The organism is Microtetraspora fusca, from assembly GCF_001570365.1.
Classification (GTDB): domain Bacteria; phylum Actinomycetota; class Actinomycetes; order Streptosporangiales; family Streptosporangiaceae; genus Microtetraspora; species Microtetraspora fusca.
The window spans coordinates 59,052-74,415 of the sequence record NZ_BBYK01000049.1; the positions used below are offsets into that span (position 1 = coordinate 59,052).

Consider the following 15,364-nt stretch of genomic DNA (forward strand, 5'->3'; position numbering starts at 1 on the left):
AGCCGGTAGGCGAGGTGGCCAAGTGACGTATTCACCCGAGGTCCGCGAGCGTCTGGAGACGGACGCCAAGGAGATCATCGGCCGCTACCCCAAGGCCAGGTCGGCCCTGCTGCCGCTGCTGCACCTGGTGCAGTCGGAGGACGGCTACGTCTCCGACGACGGCTACGAGTTCTGCGCCGAGATGCTCGGCCTGAGCAAGGCCGAGGTCGTGGGCGTCGCGACCTTCTACACCATGTACAAGCGCAAGCCCGCGGGTGACTACAACGTGGGCGTCTGCATCAACGCGCTGTGCGCGGTCATGGGTGGCGACCAGATCTGGGAGGAGCTCTCCGAGCACGTCGGCGTCGGCCACGACGAGACCACGCCGGACGGCAAGGTCACGCTGGAGCGGCTGGAGTGCAACGCCGCCTGTGACTTCGCCCCGGTGATGATGGTCAACTGGGAGTTCTTCGACAACCAGACTCCGGAGTCGGCCAAGCAGCTCGTGGACGACCTGCGCGCCGGCAAGGAGATCGTGCCGACCCGCGGCCCCAAGAAGCTGTGCACGTTCAAGGAGGCCGCGCGGGTCCTCGCCGGCCTGCCGGACGGCCTGGCCGGCGAGGGTCCCTCGGCCGCCGGACCGTCCCTGGAAGGTTTGAAGGTCGCCAAGGCCAACGGCTGGGAGGCGCCCGGAGGAGCGGTGAGCGACCGATGACGACCCTTACCCCTGTCCTCACCCGGAACTGGGACCAGCCGGGCTCCTTCACCCTGGAGGGGTACGGCGACTACGCCGCGGCGCGGAAGGCCCTGAGCCAGGACCCGGACGCCATCATCCAGATGGTCAAGGACTCCGGCCTGCGCGGTCGTGGCGGCGCCGGCTTCCCCACCGGCATGAAGTGGGGATTCATCCCGCAGGGCGACGGCAAGGCGCACTACCTCGTGGTGAACGCCGACGAGTCCGAGCCGGGGACCTGCAAGGACATCCCGCTGATGATGGCCAACCCGCACGCGCTGGTCGAGGGCGTCATCATCACCTCGTACGCGATCCGGGCCAACCACGCCTTCATCTACGTCCGCGGCGAGGTGCTCCACGTCATCCGCCGGGTCCAGGCCGCGGTCCGCGAGGCGTACGAGAAGGGCTACCTCGGCAAGGACATCTTCGGCTCCGGGTACGACCTCGAACTCGTCGTCCACAGCGGCGCCGGGGCGTACATCTGCGGCGAGGAGACCGCGCTGCTCGACTCGCTGGAGGGTCACCGGGGCCAGCCGCGACTCAAGCCGCCGTTCCCCGCGGTCGCCGGCCTGTACGCCTGCCCGACGGTCATCAACAACGTCGAGTCGGTGGCCAGCGTGCCGAGCATCGTGGCCAACGGCGCCGACTGGTTCGCCGGCATGGGCACCGAGAAGTCCAAGGGCTTCGGCATCTTCTCGCTGAGCGGCCACGTCACCCGGCCCGGCCAGTACGAGGCCCCGCTGGGGATCACCCTGCGCGAGCTGCTCGACATGGCGGGCGGCATCCGGGCCGGCCACGAGCTGAAGTTCTGGACGCCGGGCGGCTCCTCGACGCCGATCTTCACCGCCGAGCACCTGGACGTGCCGCTCGACTTCGAGTCGGTCGGTGCCAAGGGCTCGATGCTCGGCACCCGCGCGCTGCAGATCTTCGACGAGACCACCTGCGTGGTCCGCACCGTGCTCCGGTGGACGGAGTTCTACGCGCACGAGTCCTGCGGCAAGTGCACCCCGTGCCGCGAGGGCACCTTCTGGCTCAAGCAGGTGCTCAAGCGGCTGGAGAAGGGCCAGGGGTCCGAGGAGGACCTCGCCACGATCACCGACATCGCCGACAACATCCTGGGCCGCTCGTTCTGCGCCCTGGGCGACGGCGCCACGAGCTGCATCCACTCGTCGGTGAAGCTCTTCCGCGACGAATATCTCAAGCACTTCGAGATCGGCGGCTGCCCGTTCGATCCCGCTGCTTCCACTGTGTGGGGGTCCAAGTGACGGTTCAGACAACGCAGCCGGAACAGCCCGTCGTGACCATGGTGACCCTGACCATCGACGGCTTCCAGATCAGCGTGCCCAAGGGCACCCTGATCATCCGGGCCGCTGAGCTGCTCGGGATCCAGATCCCCCGGTTCTGCGACCACCCGCTGCTCGATCCCGCGGCGAACTGCCGCCAGTGCCTGGTGGACATCACCGACGCCGGCAACGGCCGCGGCTTCCCCAAGCCGCAGCCGTCCTGCGCCATCGAGGTGGCCGAGGGCATGGTGATCAAGACCCAGCTCACCTCGCCGGTGGCCGAGAAGGCCCAGCGCGGCGTGATGGAGATGCTGCTCCTGAACCACCCGCTCGACTGCCCGGTCTGCGACAAGGGCGGCGAGTGCCCCCTGCAGAACCAGGCCATGTCGAACGGCCAGGGCGAGAGCCGGTTCGTGGAGCAGAAGCGGACATTCGAGAAGCCGATCGCGCTGTCCACCGAGGTGCTGCTCGACCGCGAGCGCTGCATCCAGTGCGCGCGGTGCATCCGCTTCTCCGACCAGATCGCCGGTGACCCGCTCATCGACTTCTTCGAGCGCGGGGCCAAGGAGCAGGTGGGCGTCGCCGACGGTGAGCCGTTCGAGTCCTACTTCTCGGGCAACACCATCCAGATCTGCCCGGTGGGCGCGCTGACCGGCGCCGCGTACCGGTTCCGCTCCCGCCCGTTCGACCTGGTGTCCACGCCGAGCGCCTGCGAGCACTGCGCCTCCGGCTGCTCGCTGCGTACGGACCACCGCCGCGGCCGGGTCACCCGTCGCCTGGCCGGGGACGACCCGCAGGTCAACGAGGAGTGGAACTGCGACAAGGGCCGCTGGGCGTTCCAGTACGCGACCCAGTCCGACCGGCTCAGGACGCCGCTGGTCCGCGACGAGGACGGCAAGCTCGTGCCCGCCTCGTGGCCGGAGGCCCTCGAGGTCGCGGCCAAGGGCCTCGCGGCGGCGCGCGGTAAGGCCGGCGTGCTGGTCGGCGGCCGTGTCACCGTCGAGGACGCCTACGCGTACGGCAAGTTCGCCCGGGTCGCGCTCGGCACCAACGACATCGACTTCCGCGCCCGCCCGCTGTCGGACGAGGAGGCCCGCTTCCTCGCCAACGCCGTCGCGGGCAAGGGCATCGAGGTCTCCTACGCCGACCTGGAGCAGGCCCCGGCCGTGCTCCTCGCCGGGTTCGAGCCCGAGGAGGAGTCGCCGATCGTCTTCCTGCGGCTGCGCAAGGCCGCGCGGAAGAAGGGCCTCAAGGTCTACTCCCTGGCGCCGTTCGCCACCCCGGGCCTGACCAAGATGCGCGGGACGCTCCTGCGAGCCGTGCCCGGCGGCGAGGCCGAGGCCATCGGCGACCTGATCAACTCGGGCACCGATCTGCTGCCCGCCGGCTCGATCATCCTGGCCGGCGAGCGGCTCGCCACCGCCCAGGGCGCGCTCTCCGCCGTCCTGCGGCTCGCGCAGACCACCGGCGCGAAGCTCGCCTGGGTGCCGCGCCGGGCCGGTGAGCGGGGCGCGATCGAGGCGGGCGCGCTGCCCAACCTGCTGCCGATCGGCCGCCCGGTCGCCGAAGAGGCGGCCCGGGCCGAGGTGGCCAAGGCGTGGAACGTCTCGGCCCTGCCCGAGGCCGAGGGCCGCGACACCGACGGCATCCTCACCGCCGCCCTTGAGGGAGAGCTCGACGCGCTGGTCGTCGCCGGCGTCGATCCGTACGACCTGGCCGACCCGGGCCGGGCGCTCGCCGCGCTGGAGAACACGCCGTTCATCGTCAGCCTGGAGATCCGCGCCAGCGCGGTGACCGACCGGGCCGACGTCGTGCTCCCGGTCGCCGTGGTGGCCGAGAAGTCCGGCACGTTCGTCGACTGGGAGGGCCGCGGCCGCTCCTTCGATGTCGCGACCGGCGTTCCCGGCGTGATGAGCGACCTCGGCGTCGTCTCGGCCATCGCCGACCGGATGGACGTCCACCTGGCGCTGCCGGACGCCGCCGCCGCGCGGCGCGAGCTCGGCGCCCTGGGATCGTGGCGCGGGCCGCGTGCCGCCGCGCCGAACGTGACCGGCGGGCGGCAGACCCGGGAGGCGGAGGCGGGGGAGGCCGTGCTGGCCACCTGGCACCTGCTGCTCGACGACGGCAGCCTGCAGGACGGCGAGCCGTACCTCGCGGGCACCGCCCGCGAGGCGGTCGCGCTGCTGTCCGAGGCCACCGCCGCGGAGGTCGGTGTGGCCGACGGCGACAAGCTGACCGTCGGCGGCTCGGTGACCCTGCCGGTGCGGATCGCCGACCTGCCCGACCGCGTCGTCTGGCTGCCGGCCAACTCCGCCGGCGTCTCGGTCACCCGCGACCTGCGCGCCGTCGCCGGCGACGTGGTGACGATCTCCGGCGACCAGGCCGTCCTCGAGACCGTGAACGAGGAAGTGGAGACCGACCGATGAACCCGACAACTGGTCCCACGCTGGTCGACTTCGGCCACGATCCGCTGTGGCTGTCCATCATCAAGGCCGTGTTCATCTTCGTGGTCCTGATGCTGGGCGTGCTGTTCGGCGTGTGGTTCGAGCGCAAGCTCATCTCCCGGATGCAGCACCGGTACGGCCCCAACCGGGCGGGCAAGTTCGGCCTGCTCCAGTCGGTGGCCGACGGCCTGAAGATGGGGCTCAAGGAAGACATCATGCCCCGCACGGTGGACAAGATCGTCTACCTGCTGGCGCCTGTGATCATCGCCGTGCCCGCGTTCCTGGCCTTCTCGGTCATGCCGTTCGGCCCGATGGTGTCGATCTTCGGCGTGGAGACGCCGCTGCAGCTCACCGACCTGCCGGTCGCGGTGCTGCTGGTCCTGGCGATGGCCTCGATCGGCGTGTACGGCATCGTGCTCGCCGGATGGGGCTCCCGCTCGCCGTACGCCATCCTGGGCGGCCTGCGTTCCAGCGCCCAGGTGGTCTCGTACGAGATCGCGATGGGTCTGTCCTTCGTGGCGGTCTTCCTGGCCGCGGGCACGCTCTCCACCTCGGAGATCGTGGCCAAGCAGGCCGGCGGCGGCACGTGGGACGTCTTCGGGCTGGAGGTCCCGCAGCCGTCCTGGTACGCGATCTCGCTCCTGCCCTCGTTCCTGATCTACGCGATCACGATGCTGGGCGAGACCAACCGCGTGCCGTTCGACCTCCCCGAGGGTGAGGGCGAATTGGTCGGAGGCTTCCACACGGAGTACTCCTCCTCGCTGAAGTTCGCGATGTTCATGCTGGCCGAGTACGTCAACGTGTTCACGGTCTCCGGCGTCGCGATCACGCTGTTCCTCGGCGGTTGGCGGGCCCCCTGGCCGATCTCGATCTGGGAGGGGGCGAACACCGGCTGGTGGCCGATGCTCTGGTTCTTCATCAAGCTCGTCCTGGTGTTCGCGTTCTTCGTCTGGGTCCGCGCCTCGCTGCCGCGCGTACGGTACGACCAGCTCATGGCGTTCGGGTGGAAGGTCCTCATCCCCCTCAACCTGGCCTGGATCCTGCTCTACGCCACGCTCAAGGCGCTGCGCGTGCCCGAGAGCAACAAGGCGTTCATCCTCACCCTCGGCGCGATCATCGTCGTGGGCGGGCTGGCGATCTGGTTCCGGTTCGACACGCTGCTGCAGCGGCGGCGGGAGGCCAAGGCCGCTCAGATCGAGAGGGAGTTCGAGCAGCTCCGCGAGGAGCCGGAGGCGGGCGGGTTCCCGGTTCCGCCGCTGGACCTCCCGCACTACCACGGCGTCCTGCCGGCAGGCCAAGCAAGCACTGCGGTCAAGGAGGTGACCAGTGGGAGCAACTGATTGGCTGAATCCGATCAAGGGATTCGGCGTCACCTTCCACCACATGTTCAAGAAGCCGGTGACGGTCAACTATCCGGAGGAGAAGCGGCCGACGGCGCCGCGCTTCCACGGACGGCACCAGCTCAACCGGTGGCCCGACGGGCTGGAGAAGTGCGTCGGCTGCGAGCTGTGCGCCTGGGCCTGCCCGGCGGACGCGATCTTCGTGGAAGGTGCCGACAACACCGAGACCGAGCGCTTCTCCCCGGGGGAGCGGTACGGGCGCACCTACCAGATCAACTATCTGCGGTGCATCCTGTGCGGTCTGTGCATCGAGGCGTGCCCGACGCGGGCGCTGACGATGACCAACGAGTACGAGCTCGCCGACTCCAGCCGCGAATCCTTGATCTACACCAAGGAGATGCTCCTCGCGCCGCTGGCTCCGGGCATGGAGCAGCCGCCCCACCCGATGCGTCTCGGCGAGACCGAAGAGGACTACTACCGGTTGGGTCGTAGCAATGGGTGAGACCATCACGTTCTGGGTGCTGGCGGTCGTGTCCGTGACCGCCGCGCTCGGACTCGTATTCAGCCGCAAGGCGGTCTACTCGGCGTTGATGCTGGGCACCGTCATGCTGTCGCTGGCGGTGCTGTACGCCGTCCAGGACGCTCCGTTCCTGGCCGCCGTGCAGATCATCGTCTACACGGGCGCGGTCATGATGCTGTTCCTGTTCGTGCTCATGCTCGTGGGCGTGGACTCCTCCGACTCGCTCGTGGAGACGATCAGGGGTCAACGGTTCTGGGCGATCGTGGCCGGGCTCGCGTTCGCCGTGCTGCTCGGGCTCGGCGTCGGCAACGCCGTACTGTCGGCCCCGAAGGGGCTGGAGGCGGTGACCGCGAAGGGCAACGTGCCCTCGCTGGCCGAGCTGATCTTCACACGGTACGTCTTCGCGTTCGAGGTCACGTCGGCGCTGCTGATCACCGCGGCGCTCGGCGCGATGGTGCTGGCGCACCGCGAGCGCACCGCGCCGAAGCCGACCCAGAAGGACCTGTCCCGGGCCCGCTTCGTCGAGTACGCCGAGCACGGCACCAACCCGGCGCCGCTGCCCGGCCCCGGCACCTACGCCCGGCACAACGCCATCGACATGCCGGCGCTGCTGCCGGACGGCTCGGTCTCGTCGCTGTCGGTCAACCGCGTACTCGCCCGCCGCGAGGCCGCCGAGGGCACCCTGGCCCCCGAGATCGCCGCGGCGCTGGAGGCCGAGGCGCGCGCCGCCGAGGAGCGTGCGGCCGCCCGGCGCGAGGAGCTGGTCCACCACGCGAGCGGCGTCAACGGATCGGGGCCGAACGGAGCCGCGTCCAACGGAGCCGCGCCGACCGCTTCGGCCGCTCCGGATGAGGAGTCGCCCGCGACGGGCCCGGAGACGGGCGAGGAGGCGAAATGACAACGCACTACCTGGTGCTCTCCGCGCTGCTCTTCGTGATCGGCGGCGTCGGGGTGCTGGTACGGCGCAACGCCATCGTGGTCTTCATGTGCGTCGAGCTCATGCTCAACGCCTGCAACCTGGCGTTCGTCACCTTCGCCCGGCAGAACGGCAACCTCGACGGCCAGATCATCGCCTTCTTCGTGATGATCGTGGCCGCCGCCGAGGTCGTCATCGGCCTGGCCATCATCGTGACGATCTTCCGAACCCGCAGGTCCGCGTCCGTCGACGACGTGAACCTGCTGAAGTACTAAGAGGTGGCCGTGGAACCCGCAAAGATCATCGAGCACTCCGGGGGAGTGATCGGCGTCTCCTGGCTGCTGATCGCTCTGCCACTGCTCGGCGCCGCCGTCCTGCTGCTGGGCGGGCGCAAGACCGACAGGTTCGGTCACCTGCTGGGTGTCGCCACCGCCGTCGCCTCCTTCGTGGTGGGCGTGCTGGTCTTCCTCCAGCTCCTCGGGTTCGACCCGGCCGAGCGCCGCCGGACGGTCCCGCTGTACGACTTCATCCCCGGTCTCACGAAGATGGGGCTGCTGGTCGACCCGCTGTCGATCTCGTTCGTCCTGTTGATCACCGGTGTGGGTTCGCTGATCCACATCTACTCGATCGGCTACATGGCGCACGACCCGAACCGGCGGCGGTTCTTCGCCTACCTGAACCTGTTCGTCGCGGCGATGCTGCTGTTGGTGCTCGCCGACAACTACATCGGCCTGTACGTCGGCTGGGAGGGCGTGGGTCTCGCGTCGTACCTGCTGATCGGGTTCTGGCAGCACAAGCCGTCGGCGGCCACCGCGGCGAAGAAGGCGTTCATCGTCAACCGGGTCGGCGACTTCGGCCTGGCGATCGCCATCTTCACCATCTTCACGGCGTTCAACACGGTCTCGTTTGCCGGGGTCATGGAGTCCGGAGCGCACCCCAGCCAGGGGACGCTCACCGCGATCGGCCTGCTGCTCCTCCTCGGGGCGTGCGGCAAGTCGGCCCAGCTCCCGCTGCAGTCCTGGCTCCTGGACGCGATGGAGGGCCCGACCCCGGTCTCGGCTCTCATCCACGCCGCCACCATGGTCACCGCCGGCGTCTACCTGGTGACCCGCTCGGGTGCGATGTTCTTCCCGGAGGGCTCGACCGCGGCGATCGCGGTCACGATCGTCGGCGTCGCCACGCTGCTCGCCGGTGCGATCATCGGTACCGCCAAGGACGACATCAAGAAGGCGCTCGCCGGCTCGACGATGTCGCAGATCGGCTACATGATGCTGGCCGCGGGCGTCGGCCCCGCCGGGTACGCCTTCGCGATCGCGCACCTGATCACGCACGGCTTCTTCAAGGCCGACATGTTCCTCGGCGCCGGCTCGGTCATGCACGCCATGAACGACGAGGTCGACATGCGCAAGTACGGCGGCCTGCGCAAGGTCATGCCGATCACTTTCGCGACCTTCCTCATCGGCTACCTGGCGATCATCGGGTTCCCGCTGCTGTCCGGCTACTTCACCAAGGACGGCATCATCGAGAGCGCGATGGAGCACAACGCCACCCTCGGCTGGCTCGCGGTGCTCGGCGCCGGCATCACCGGCTTCTACATGTCCCGCCTGGTGTTCATGACGTTCTTCGGCCAGAAGCGCTGGGAGGCGGACGCCCACCCGCACGAGTCGCCCGCCGTCATGACGTGGCCGCTGATCATCCTGTCCGTCGGCTCGATCTTCCTCGGCGGCTTCCTGATCCTGGGCAACCGGTTCATGACGTTCCTGGCCCCGGCCGTCGGCCGGCCGGAGCACCTGCCCTCGTTCCACCCGTTCAGCGTGGCCGGGCTGGTCACCCTGGCGCTCGTGGCGGCCGGCGCGGCCCTCGCATGGTTCAAGTACGGCGCGGCCGAGGTGCCGGTCACCGCTCCGCGCGGCTCGTTCCTCACCACGTTCGCCCGGCGTGACCTGTACGGCGACGCGCTGAACGAGGCGCTGTTCATGCGGCCCGGCCAGTGGCTGACCCGCCTCGCGGTGTTCTTCGACAACCGCGGGATCGACGGCCTCGTCAACGGGATCGCCGCGGGCATCGGTGGCACGTCGGGCCGGCTGCGGCGAGTCCAGACGGGCTTCGTCCGCTCGTACGCGCTGTCGATATTCGTCGGCGCCGCCATCCTGGTCGGTGCCTGGTTCGTCGTAGGGAACCTGTGATGCACTACTGGCTCTCAACCCTGATAGGTGTGCCCGTGGTGGGCGCCATCGGCGTCGCGGCCGTGAAGAACGACCAACGCGCCAAGCAGGCGACCCTCGGGATCTCCCTGCTGGTGCTGGCACTGGCCGTCGCCATGGCGGTCCAGTTCAGCCCCAACGGCGACAAGTTCCAGTTCACCGAGACGTACAACTGGGTGCCCTCGTTCGGCGTCCACTTCGGTCTCGGTGTGGACGGCATCGCGCTGGTTCTCATCCTGCTGTCGGTCGTGCTCGTGCCGATCGTGGTGCTCGCCTCCTGGCATGAGGCGGAGAAGGGCAAGCGGTCGGCGCGGACCTACTTCGCGCTGCTCCTGGTGCTGGAAGCGATGATGATCGGCGTCTTCGCGGCGACCGACGTCTTCCTCTTCTACGTCTTCTTCGAAGCCATGCTGATCCCGATGTACTTCATGATCGGGTCGTACGGCGGTGCGCAGCGGTCCTACGCGGCCGTCAAGTTCCTGCTCTACTCGCTCTTCGGCGGCCTGCTGATGCTCGTCGCGGTGATCGCGCTCTACACGATCGCCGGCAAGGGCTCGTTCATGTTCTCCGACCTCGTCGGGAGCATCCAGGACGTCGGCACCCAGAAGTGGCTGTTCCTCGGCTTCTTCATCGCGTTCGCGATCAAGGCGCCGCTGTGGCCGTTCCACACCTGGCTGCCCGACGCGGCGGCGCAGGCCCCCGCCGGCGCCGCGGTGCTGCTCGTCGGCGTGCTCGACAAGGTCGGCACGTACGGCATGCTGCGCTTCTGCCTGGAGCTGTTCCCGGACGCGTCGCACTACTTCACGCCGCTGGTGCTGGTGCTCTCGGTCGTCGGCATCGTCTACGGCGCGATCGTCGCCATCGGGCAGACCGACATGAAGCGCCTCATCGCGTACACGTCGATCTCGCACTTCGGCTTCATCACCCTGGGCGTGTTCGCGATCACCGTGAACGCGGCGTCCGGGGCCACGCTGTACATGGTCAACCACGGGTTCTCGACCGGCGCGCTGTTCCTGATCGCCGGCTTCCTGATCCACCGCCGCGGCTCGCAGTACATCTCGGACTACGGCGGCGTGCAGAAGGTGGCCCCGCTCCTGGCCGGGACGTTCTTGGTCGCCGGTCTGTCCGGGCTCGCGCTGCCGGGCCTCAACTCGTTCGTCAGCGAGTTCATGGTGCTGATCGGCAGCTACGAGACGCAGCCCGTCTACGCGATCATCGCCACCAGCGGCGTGGTGCTGGCCGCCATCTACATCCTGTGGATGTACCAGCGCACCATGAACGGTCCGACCGCGGACTCCGTCCGGGAGATGAAGGATCTGAACGGCCGTGAGAAGTGGGTCCTCGCCCCGCTGATCGCGGTGATCATCGCGCTCGGTTTCTTCCCGAAGCCGCTGCTCGACGTCATCAATCCTGCCGTCAAGGACTCGATTTCCCAGGTCCAGCACGTCCAGGAGGCCAGTAAGGCGTCCGTTGCACAGGAGGGCCAGTGAACGGCACCATCCCAGCGCCGACCATCGAATACGCCCTGTTGGCGCCGATGCTGGTCGTCTTCGGCGCGGCGATCATCGGCGTGCTCGTGGAGGCGTTCGCTCCCCGCTATCTGCGTTCGGCGATCCACAAGCCGCTGACGCTGCTGGCGCTGGCCGGCGCCTTCGTGATCACGATCTGGCAGGCGCGCACCAACATCCCGACCAGGCCCTCGGCGATGGGCGCGGTGGCGATCGACGGTCCGGCGCTGTTCATCTGGGGCACGATCCTCGTGCTCGCGTTCGTGAGCGTGCTGCTCATCAACGACGAGGGCCACTTCGTCGCCTCGGCCTCCGCCGTGCCCGGCTCGGCCGAGGAGGAGCGGGCGCTCACCGAGGGCGCCGTGCACACCGAGGTCTATCCGCTGGTGCTCTTCGCGGTCGGCGGCATGCTGCTCTTCCCGGCGGCCAACGACCTGCTGGCCATGTTCGTGGCCCTTGAGGTCATGTCGCTGCCGCTCTACCTGCTGTGCGGGCTGGCCCGCCGTCGCCGCCTGCTCTCGCAGGAGGCCGCGGTCAAGTACTTCCTGCTCGGCGCCTTCTCCTCCGCGTTCTTCCTGTACGGCACGGCCCTGCTGTACGGCTACGCGGGCTCGGTGGACCTGGCGAAGATCGGTAGCGCGCTGGGCTCGGTCGGCGGGCAGGACACCCTGCTCTACATCGGCGTCGCGATGCTCGGCGTCGGCCTGCTCTTCAAGATCGGCGCGGCGCCGTTCCAGGCGTGGAAGCCGGACGTCTACCAGGGCTCGCCGACCCCGATCACCGCGCTGATGGCCTCGGGCACGCTCGTCGCCGCGTTCGGTGCGCTGCTGCGGGTGTTCTGGGTGGCGCTGGGCGGCCTGCAGTGGAGCTGGACCCCGATCATGTGGGGTGTGGCGATTCTCACGATGGTCGTCGGCGCGATCCTCGCGATCACCCAGACGGACATCAAGCGCATGCTCGCCTACTCGTCGATCGCGCACGGAGGTTTCCTGCTCATCGGCGTCGTCGCGCTCGGCGACAAGCAGCAGCACAACGTCTCGGCGCTGTCCGCGCTGCTGTTCTACCTGGTGGCCTACGGGTTCACCACGGTGGGCGCGTTCGCGATCGTCACGACGGTGCGGGACGCGGGTGGCGAGGCGTGGCACCTGTCCCGGTGGGCCGGTCTCGGCAAGCGCCGTCCGCTGGTCGCCGTGGTGTTCTCCCTCTTCCTGCTCGCCTTCGCCGGAATCCCGCTGACCAGCGGTTTCTTCGGGAAGTACGCGGTCTTCCAGGCTGCCGTGGAGGCCGGGGCGACCCCGCTCGTGGTGGTCGGCGTGGTGTCCTCGGCGATCGCCGCGTTCTTCTACGTCCGGGTCATCGTGCTGATGTTCTTCAGCGATCCGGCGGCCGACGGACCCTCCGTGGTGATTCCTGGGGGCACCTGGGCGGTCGGAGCCGCGGCGGTATTGGCTACCGTAGTCCTCGGGGTCTTCCCGCAGCCCGTGCTCGACCTGGCGCACACGGCTGCCCAGTCGTTGTTCGTCCGATAGGAGCTTCCCTCTATGGCCGCGCCGCCCGTTGTTGACCTGCCTCTCGTCGACGAGCGGCTGGCCGCGGACCTGGCGAACGGGCTCGCGGCCGTGGAGAAGCAGCTCCGCGCCTCGGTGGAGAGCGAGGACGCCTTCGTCACGGAGGCGTCCCGGCACCTCATCGAGGCCGGCGGCAAGCGTTTCCGGGCGATGCTCGTCCTGCTCGCCGCCCAGTTCGGCAACCCCGACGCCCCGGGCGTGGTGCCCGGGGCCGTCGTGATCGAGCTGACCCACCTGGCCACGCTGTACCACGACGACGTCATGGACGAGGCGCCCGTGCGGCGCGGCTCGCCCTCGGCGAACGCCCGCTGGGACAACACGGTGGCCATCCTGACGGGCGACTACCTGTTCGCCCAGGCGTCCGAGATCCTCTCCGATCTCGGGCCAGAGCTCATCCGCATCCAGGCGCAGACGTTCTCCCGCCTGGTCCGGGGACAGATCCGCGAGACCATCGGGCCGTCCGAGGGCGTCGACCCGATCACGCACTACATCCAGGTGCTCGCCGACAAGACCGGCTCTCTCATCGCCACCTCGGGCCGCTTCGGCGCCCTGCTGTCGGGCGCGCCCGCCGAGGTGACCACCCGGCTGACCGAGGCGTGCGAGGCGATCGGCGTGGCCTGGCAGCTCGGCGACGACCTCATCGACGTGGCCGCGCCGACGGCCGACTCGGGCAAGACCCCGGGCACCGACCTTCGTGAGGGCGTCCAGACCCTGCCCGTGCTGTACGCGCTGGCGTCCGACCGGCCGGAGGACGCGCGGCTGCGGGCCCTGCTCTCCGGGCCGGTCGCCGAGGAGGACGTCGACGAGGCGTTGGAGCTGCTGCGGGCCAACCGGGCGATGATCGAGGCCCGCGAGGAGCTGCTGCGGTGGGCGGACAAGGCCAAGAAGGCGCTCGCCGGCCTGCCCGCGATCCCCGCCCGCGAGGCTCTGATCGGCCTCTGCGACTACGTGGTCGAGCGTTCGGGCTGAGAGACGGCCCCGGCGACCGCCGGGGCCCAGCGAGCCGCTCAGGCCCCCTGGAGTGGCTTTCCTCCCAAGGGGCCCAGAGGTCAGACCGCTTCGAGTGTGGGTGCCGTGCGCGCCTCGCGCCGGGCCGCGCGGGCGGTGCGCAGACCGTCCCAGGTGAAGACGCAGAGCGCGAGCCAGACGATCGCGAAGCCGATCCACCTGCTGCCCGGCATCGTCTCGCGCAGGACCAGGACGCCGCACAGGAACTGCAGCACCGGGGCGATGTACTGGAGCAGGCCGACGACGGTCAGTGGTACCCGGATCGCGGCGGCGGAGAAGAACAGCAGGGGCACCGCGGTGATCAGCCCGGCGCCCACGAGCAGCGCGATGTGGGCGGCCCCGTGGTCGACGAACGTGCCGCTGCCGTTCGCCTGGAGGACGACGAGGTAGCCGAGCGCGGGCACCAGGAGCACCAGCGTCTCGATGGTGAGGCTCTCCGCCGCGTCCACCTGCGCGGCTTTCTTGACCAGCCCGTACGTGCCGAAGGACGCGGCCAGGACCAGCGCGATCCAGGGCAGCCGGCCGTAGTCGAGCGTCAGGACGAGCACCGCGAGGGCGCCGAGGCCGACCGCCGCCCACTGCCAGGGACGCAGCCGCTCGCGGAAGATGACGACGCCGAGCAGGACGCTGACCAGCGGGTTGATGAAGTAACCGAGCGCGCTCTCCACGACGTGGCCGGTGTTGACCGCGTAGATGTACATGCCCCAGTTGGTGGAGATGACGACGGCGGCGAGGGTGAGCAGGAGGAGCTGGCGGCGCGTGATCGAGCGGATCCACGACCAGTGGCGGCGGACGCCCAGGATGGCCAGGACCGCGACGAGAGACCAGACCATGCGATGCGCGAGGATCTCGACGGCTCCGGCGGGCTTCAGGAGCGGCCAGTACAGGGGGAACAGACCCCACATGGCGTACGCGGCTATGCCGTACAGGACTCCTCGGCGTGATTCAGGCATGACACCCAGTGTGACTCCTTACGGGATTTAATACAAATAAGCAATGGTTGCCTTCATATTTAGTGATGCTTATGAAAGGGAACAATCGGCGCGACGCCCCGGTTTGGGGCGATGGAGGTGCGACATGGGCTGGCTGTTCGGACATGACAAGACATCGATGGTGGCTCCCTCGGAAGCGCTGCCCGGCCGATCCGAGCCGATGCCGGTGGCGTCCCGGCACCTGGTGCTCGAGGCGCCGCTGGCTCCGCCGTACGACGAGGGGCTGGAGATCGCCGACTTCGGGCTGGGGTGCTTCTGGGGCGCCGAACGCAAGTTCTGGCAGACGCCCGGCGTCGTCTCCACCGCCGTCGGCTACGCGGGCGGATACACGCCCAACCCGACGTACGAGGAGGTGTGCACCGGGCTGACCGGTCACACCGAGGCCGTCCGGGTGGTCTTCGACCCCAAGCGGGTGTCGTTCGAGGAACTGCTGAAGGTCTTCTGGGAGGCTCACGACCCGACCCAGGGCATGCGCCAGGGCAACGACGTCGGGACGCAGTACCGCTCGGCCATCTACACGCACGGCGCCGAGCAGGAGAAGGCCGCCCTCGCCTCTCGTGACGCGTACCAGCGGGTGTTGAACGAGGCCGGCTACGGCCACATCACGACCGAGATCGCCCCCGCCGGCCCGTTCTACTTCGCCGAGGACTACCACCAGCAGTACCTAGAGCGGAATCCGGGCGGCTACTGCGGCATCGGAGGCACGGGTGTCGCATGTCCGGTCGGCCTCACGTCCGGTGAGGCGTAGACCTGCGGTAACTGATCGACCCTGGCCCTTGGTCGCCCGGCTTGCCCGGTGACGATCAAGGGCCAGAGCCGTCTCCAGCAAATCAGGATGTATATCAGAATACGTTCTGACTATGATTGAG

13 protein-coding genes are annotated in these 15,364 nt (G+C 69.1%); 12 read left to right on the forward strand and 1 reads right to left on the reverse strand.

Annotated features, from left to right (window positions below):
• Window positions 1-22 precede the first annotated feature (22 nt).
• Genes nuoE through AWQ68_RS19220 form a run of 11 tightly spaced genes read left to right on the forward strand, consistent with a single transcriptional unit; the run spans window position 23 to window position 13,464 of the window.
• Window positions 23-694: an NADH-quinone oxidoreductase subunit NuoE gene (gene nuoE / locus AWQ68_RS19170; RefSeq protein ID WP_066942241.1), complete on the forward strand. Its 672-nt coding sequence runs from the start codon at window positions 23-25 to the stop codon at window positions 692-694.
• A complete protein-coding gene (gene nuoF, locus AWQ68_RS19175; RefSeq protein ID WP_066942242.1) occupies window positions 691-1,977 on the forward strand; it encodes an NADH-quinone oxidoreductase subunit NuoF in 1,287 nt (428 codons plus the stop codon). Before nuoE ends, nuoF begins: the two co-directional genes overlap by 4 nt.
• Window positions 1,974-4,421 carry an NADH-quinone oxidoreductase subunit G gene (locus tag AWQ68_RS19180; RefSeq protein ID WP_084464169.1) on the forward strand — a complete coding sequence of 816 codons (2,448 nt, stop codon included), beginning with the start codon at window positions 1,974-1,976 and terminating at the stop codon, window positions 4,419-4,421. The genes nuoF and AWQ68_RS19180 overlap by 4 nt, the downstream gene beginning before the upstream one ends.
• Complete coding sequence (gene nuoH, locus AWQ68_RS19185; protein ID WP_066942243.1) at window positions 4,418-5,779, forward strand: NADH-quinone oxidoreductase subunit NuoH; 1,362 nt, start codon at window positions 4,418-4,420, stop codon at window positions 5,777-5,779. The genes AWQ68_RS19180 and nuoH overlap by 4 nt, the downstream gene beginning before the upstream one ends.
• Complete coding sequence (gene nuoI, locus AWQ68_RS19190; protein ID WP_082776637.1) at window positions 5,766-6,281, forward strand: NADH-quinone oxidoreductase subunit NuoI; 516 nt, start codon at window positions 5,766-5,768, stop codon at window positions 6,279-6,281. Before nuoH ends, nuoI begins: the two co-directional genes overlap by 14 nt.
• On the forward strand, window positions 6,274-7,197 hold the full coding sequence (locus tag AWQ68_RS19195) for an NADH-quinone oxidoreductase subunit J (RefSeq protein ID WP_084464170.1): 924 nt from the start codon (window positions 6,274-6,276) through the stop codon (window positions 7,195-7,197). Before nuoI ends, AWQ68_RS19195 begins: the two co-directional genes overlap by 8 nt.
• Window positions 7,194-7,490, forward strand: coding sequence for an NADH-quinone oxidoreductase subunit NuoK (gene nuoK, locus AWQ68_RS19200; protein ID WP_061253845.1), 297 nt, complete (start codon window positions 7,194-7,196; stop codon window positions 7,488-7,490). Before AWQ68_RS19195 ends, nuoK begins: the two co-directional genes overlap by 4 nt.
• 9 nt (window positions 7,491-7,499) lie before the next feature.
• Entirely contained in the window at window positions 7,500-9,401 is a 1,902-nt protein-coding gene (gene nuoL / locus AWQ68_RS19205; protein ID WP_373281532.1) for an NADH-quinone oxidoreductase subunit L, read from the forward strand.
• The gene (locus tag AWQ68_RS19210) at window positions 9,401-10,909 is read left to right on the forward strand and encodes an NADH-quinone oxidoreductase subunit M (RefSeq protein WP_066942244.1); all 1,509 of its coding nucleotides are present in this window, start codon (window positions 9,401-9,403) and stop codon (window positions 10,907-10,909) included. Before nuoL ends, AWQ68_RS19210 begins: the two co-directional genes overlap by 1 nt.
• Entirely contained in the window at window positions 10,906-12,456 is a 1,551-nt protein-coding gene (nuoN, locus tag AWQ68_RS19215; RefSeq protein ID WP_066942245.1) for an NADH-quinone oxidoreductase subunit NuoN, read from the forward strand. The genes AWQ68_RS19210 and nuoN overlap by 4 nt, the downstream gene beginning before the upstream one ends.
• A 12-nt stretch (window positions 12,457-12,468) precedes the next feature.
• Window positions 12,469-13,464, forward strand: a complete 996-nt coding sequence (locus tag AWQ68_RS19220; protein ID WP_066942246.1) for a polyprenyl synthetase family protein — start codon at window positions 12,469-12,471, stop codon at window positions 13,462-13,464.
• A gap of 80 nt (window positions 13,465-13,544) precedes the next feature.
• Here AWQ68_RS19220 and rarD read toward each other — a convergent pair whose 3' ends face one another.
• Window positions 13,545-14,456 (reverse strand): EamA family transporter RarD, encoded by a 912-nt coding sequence (gene rarD / locus AWQ68_RS19225; RefSeq protein WP_066942247.1) that lies wholly within the window; start codon window positions 14,454-14,456, stop codon window positions 13,545-13,547.
• A gap of 124 nt (window positions 14,457-14,580) precedes the next feature.
• Between rarD and msrA the strand changes: the two genes are divergently transcribed.
• Window positions 14,581-15,243, forward strand: coding sequence for a peptide-methionine (S)-S-oxide reductase MsrA (msrA, locus tag AWQ68_RS19230; protein ID WP_066942248.1), 663 nt, complete (start codon window positions 14,581-14,583; stop codon window positions 15,241-15,243).
• Window positions 15,244-15,364: the final 121 nt, after the last annotated feature.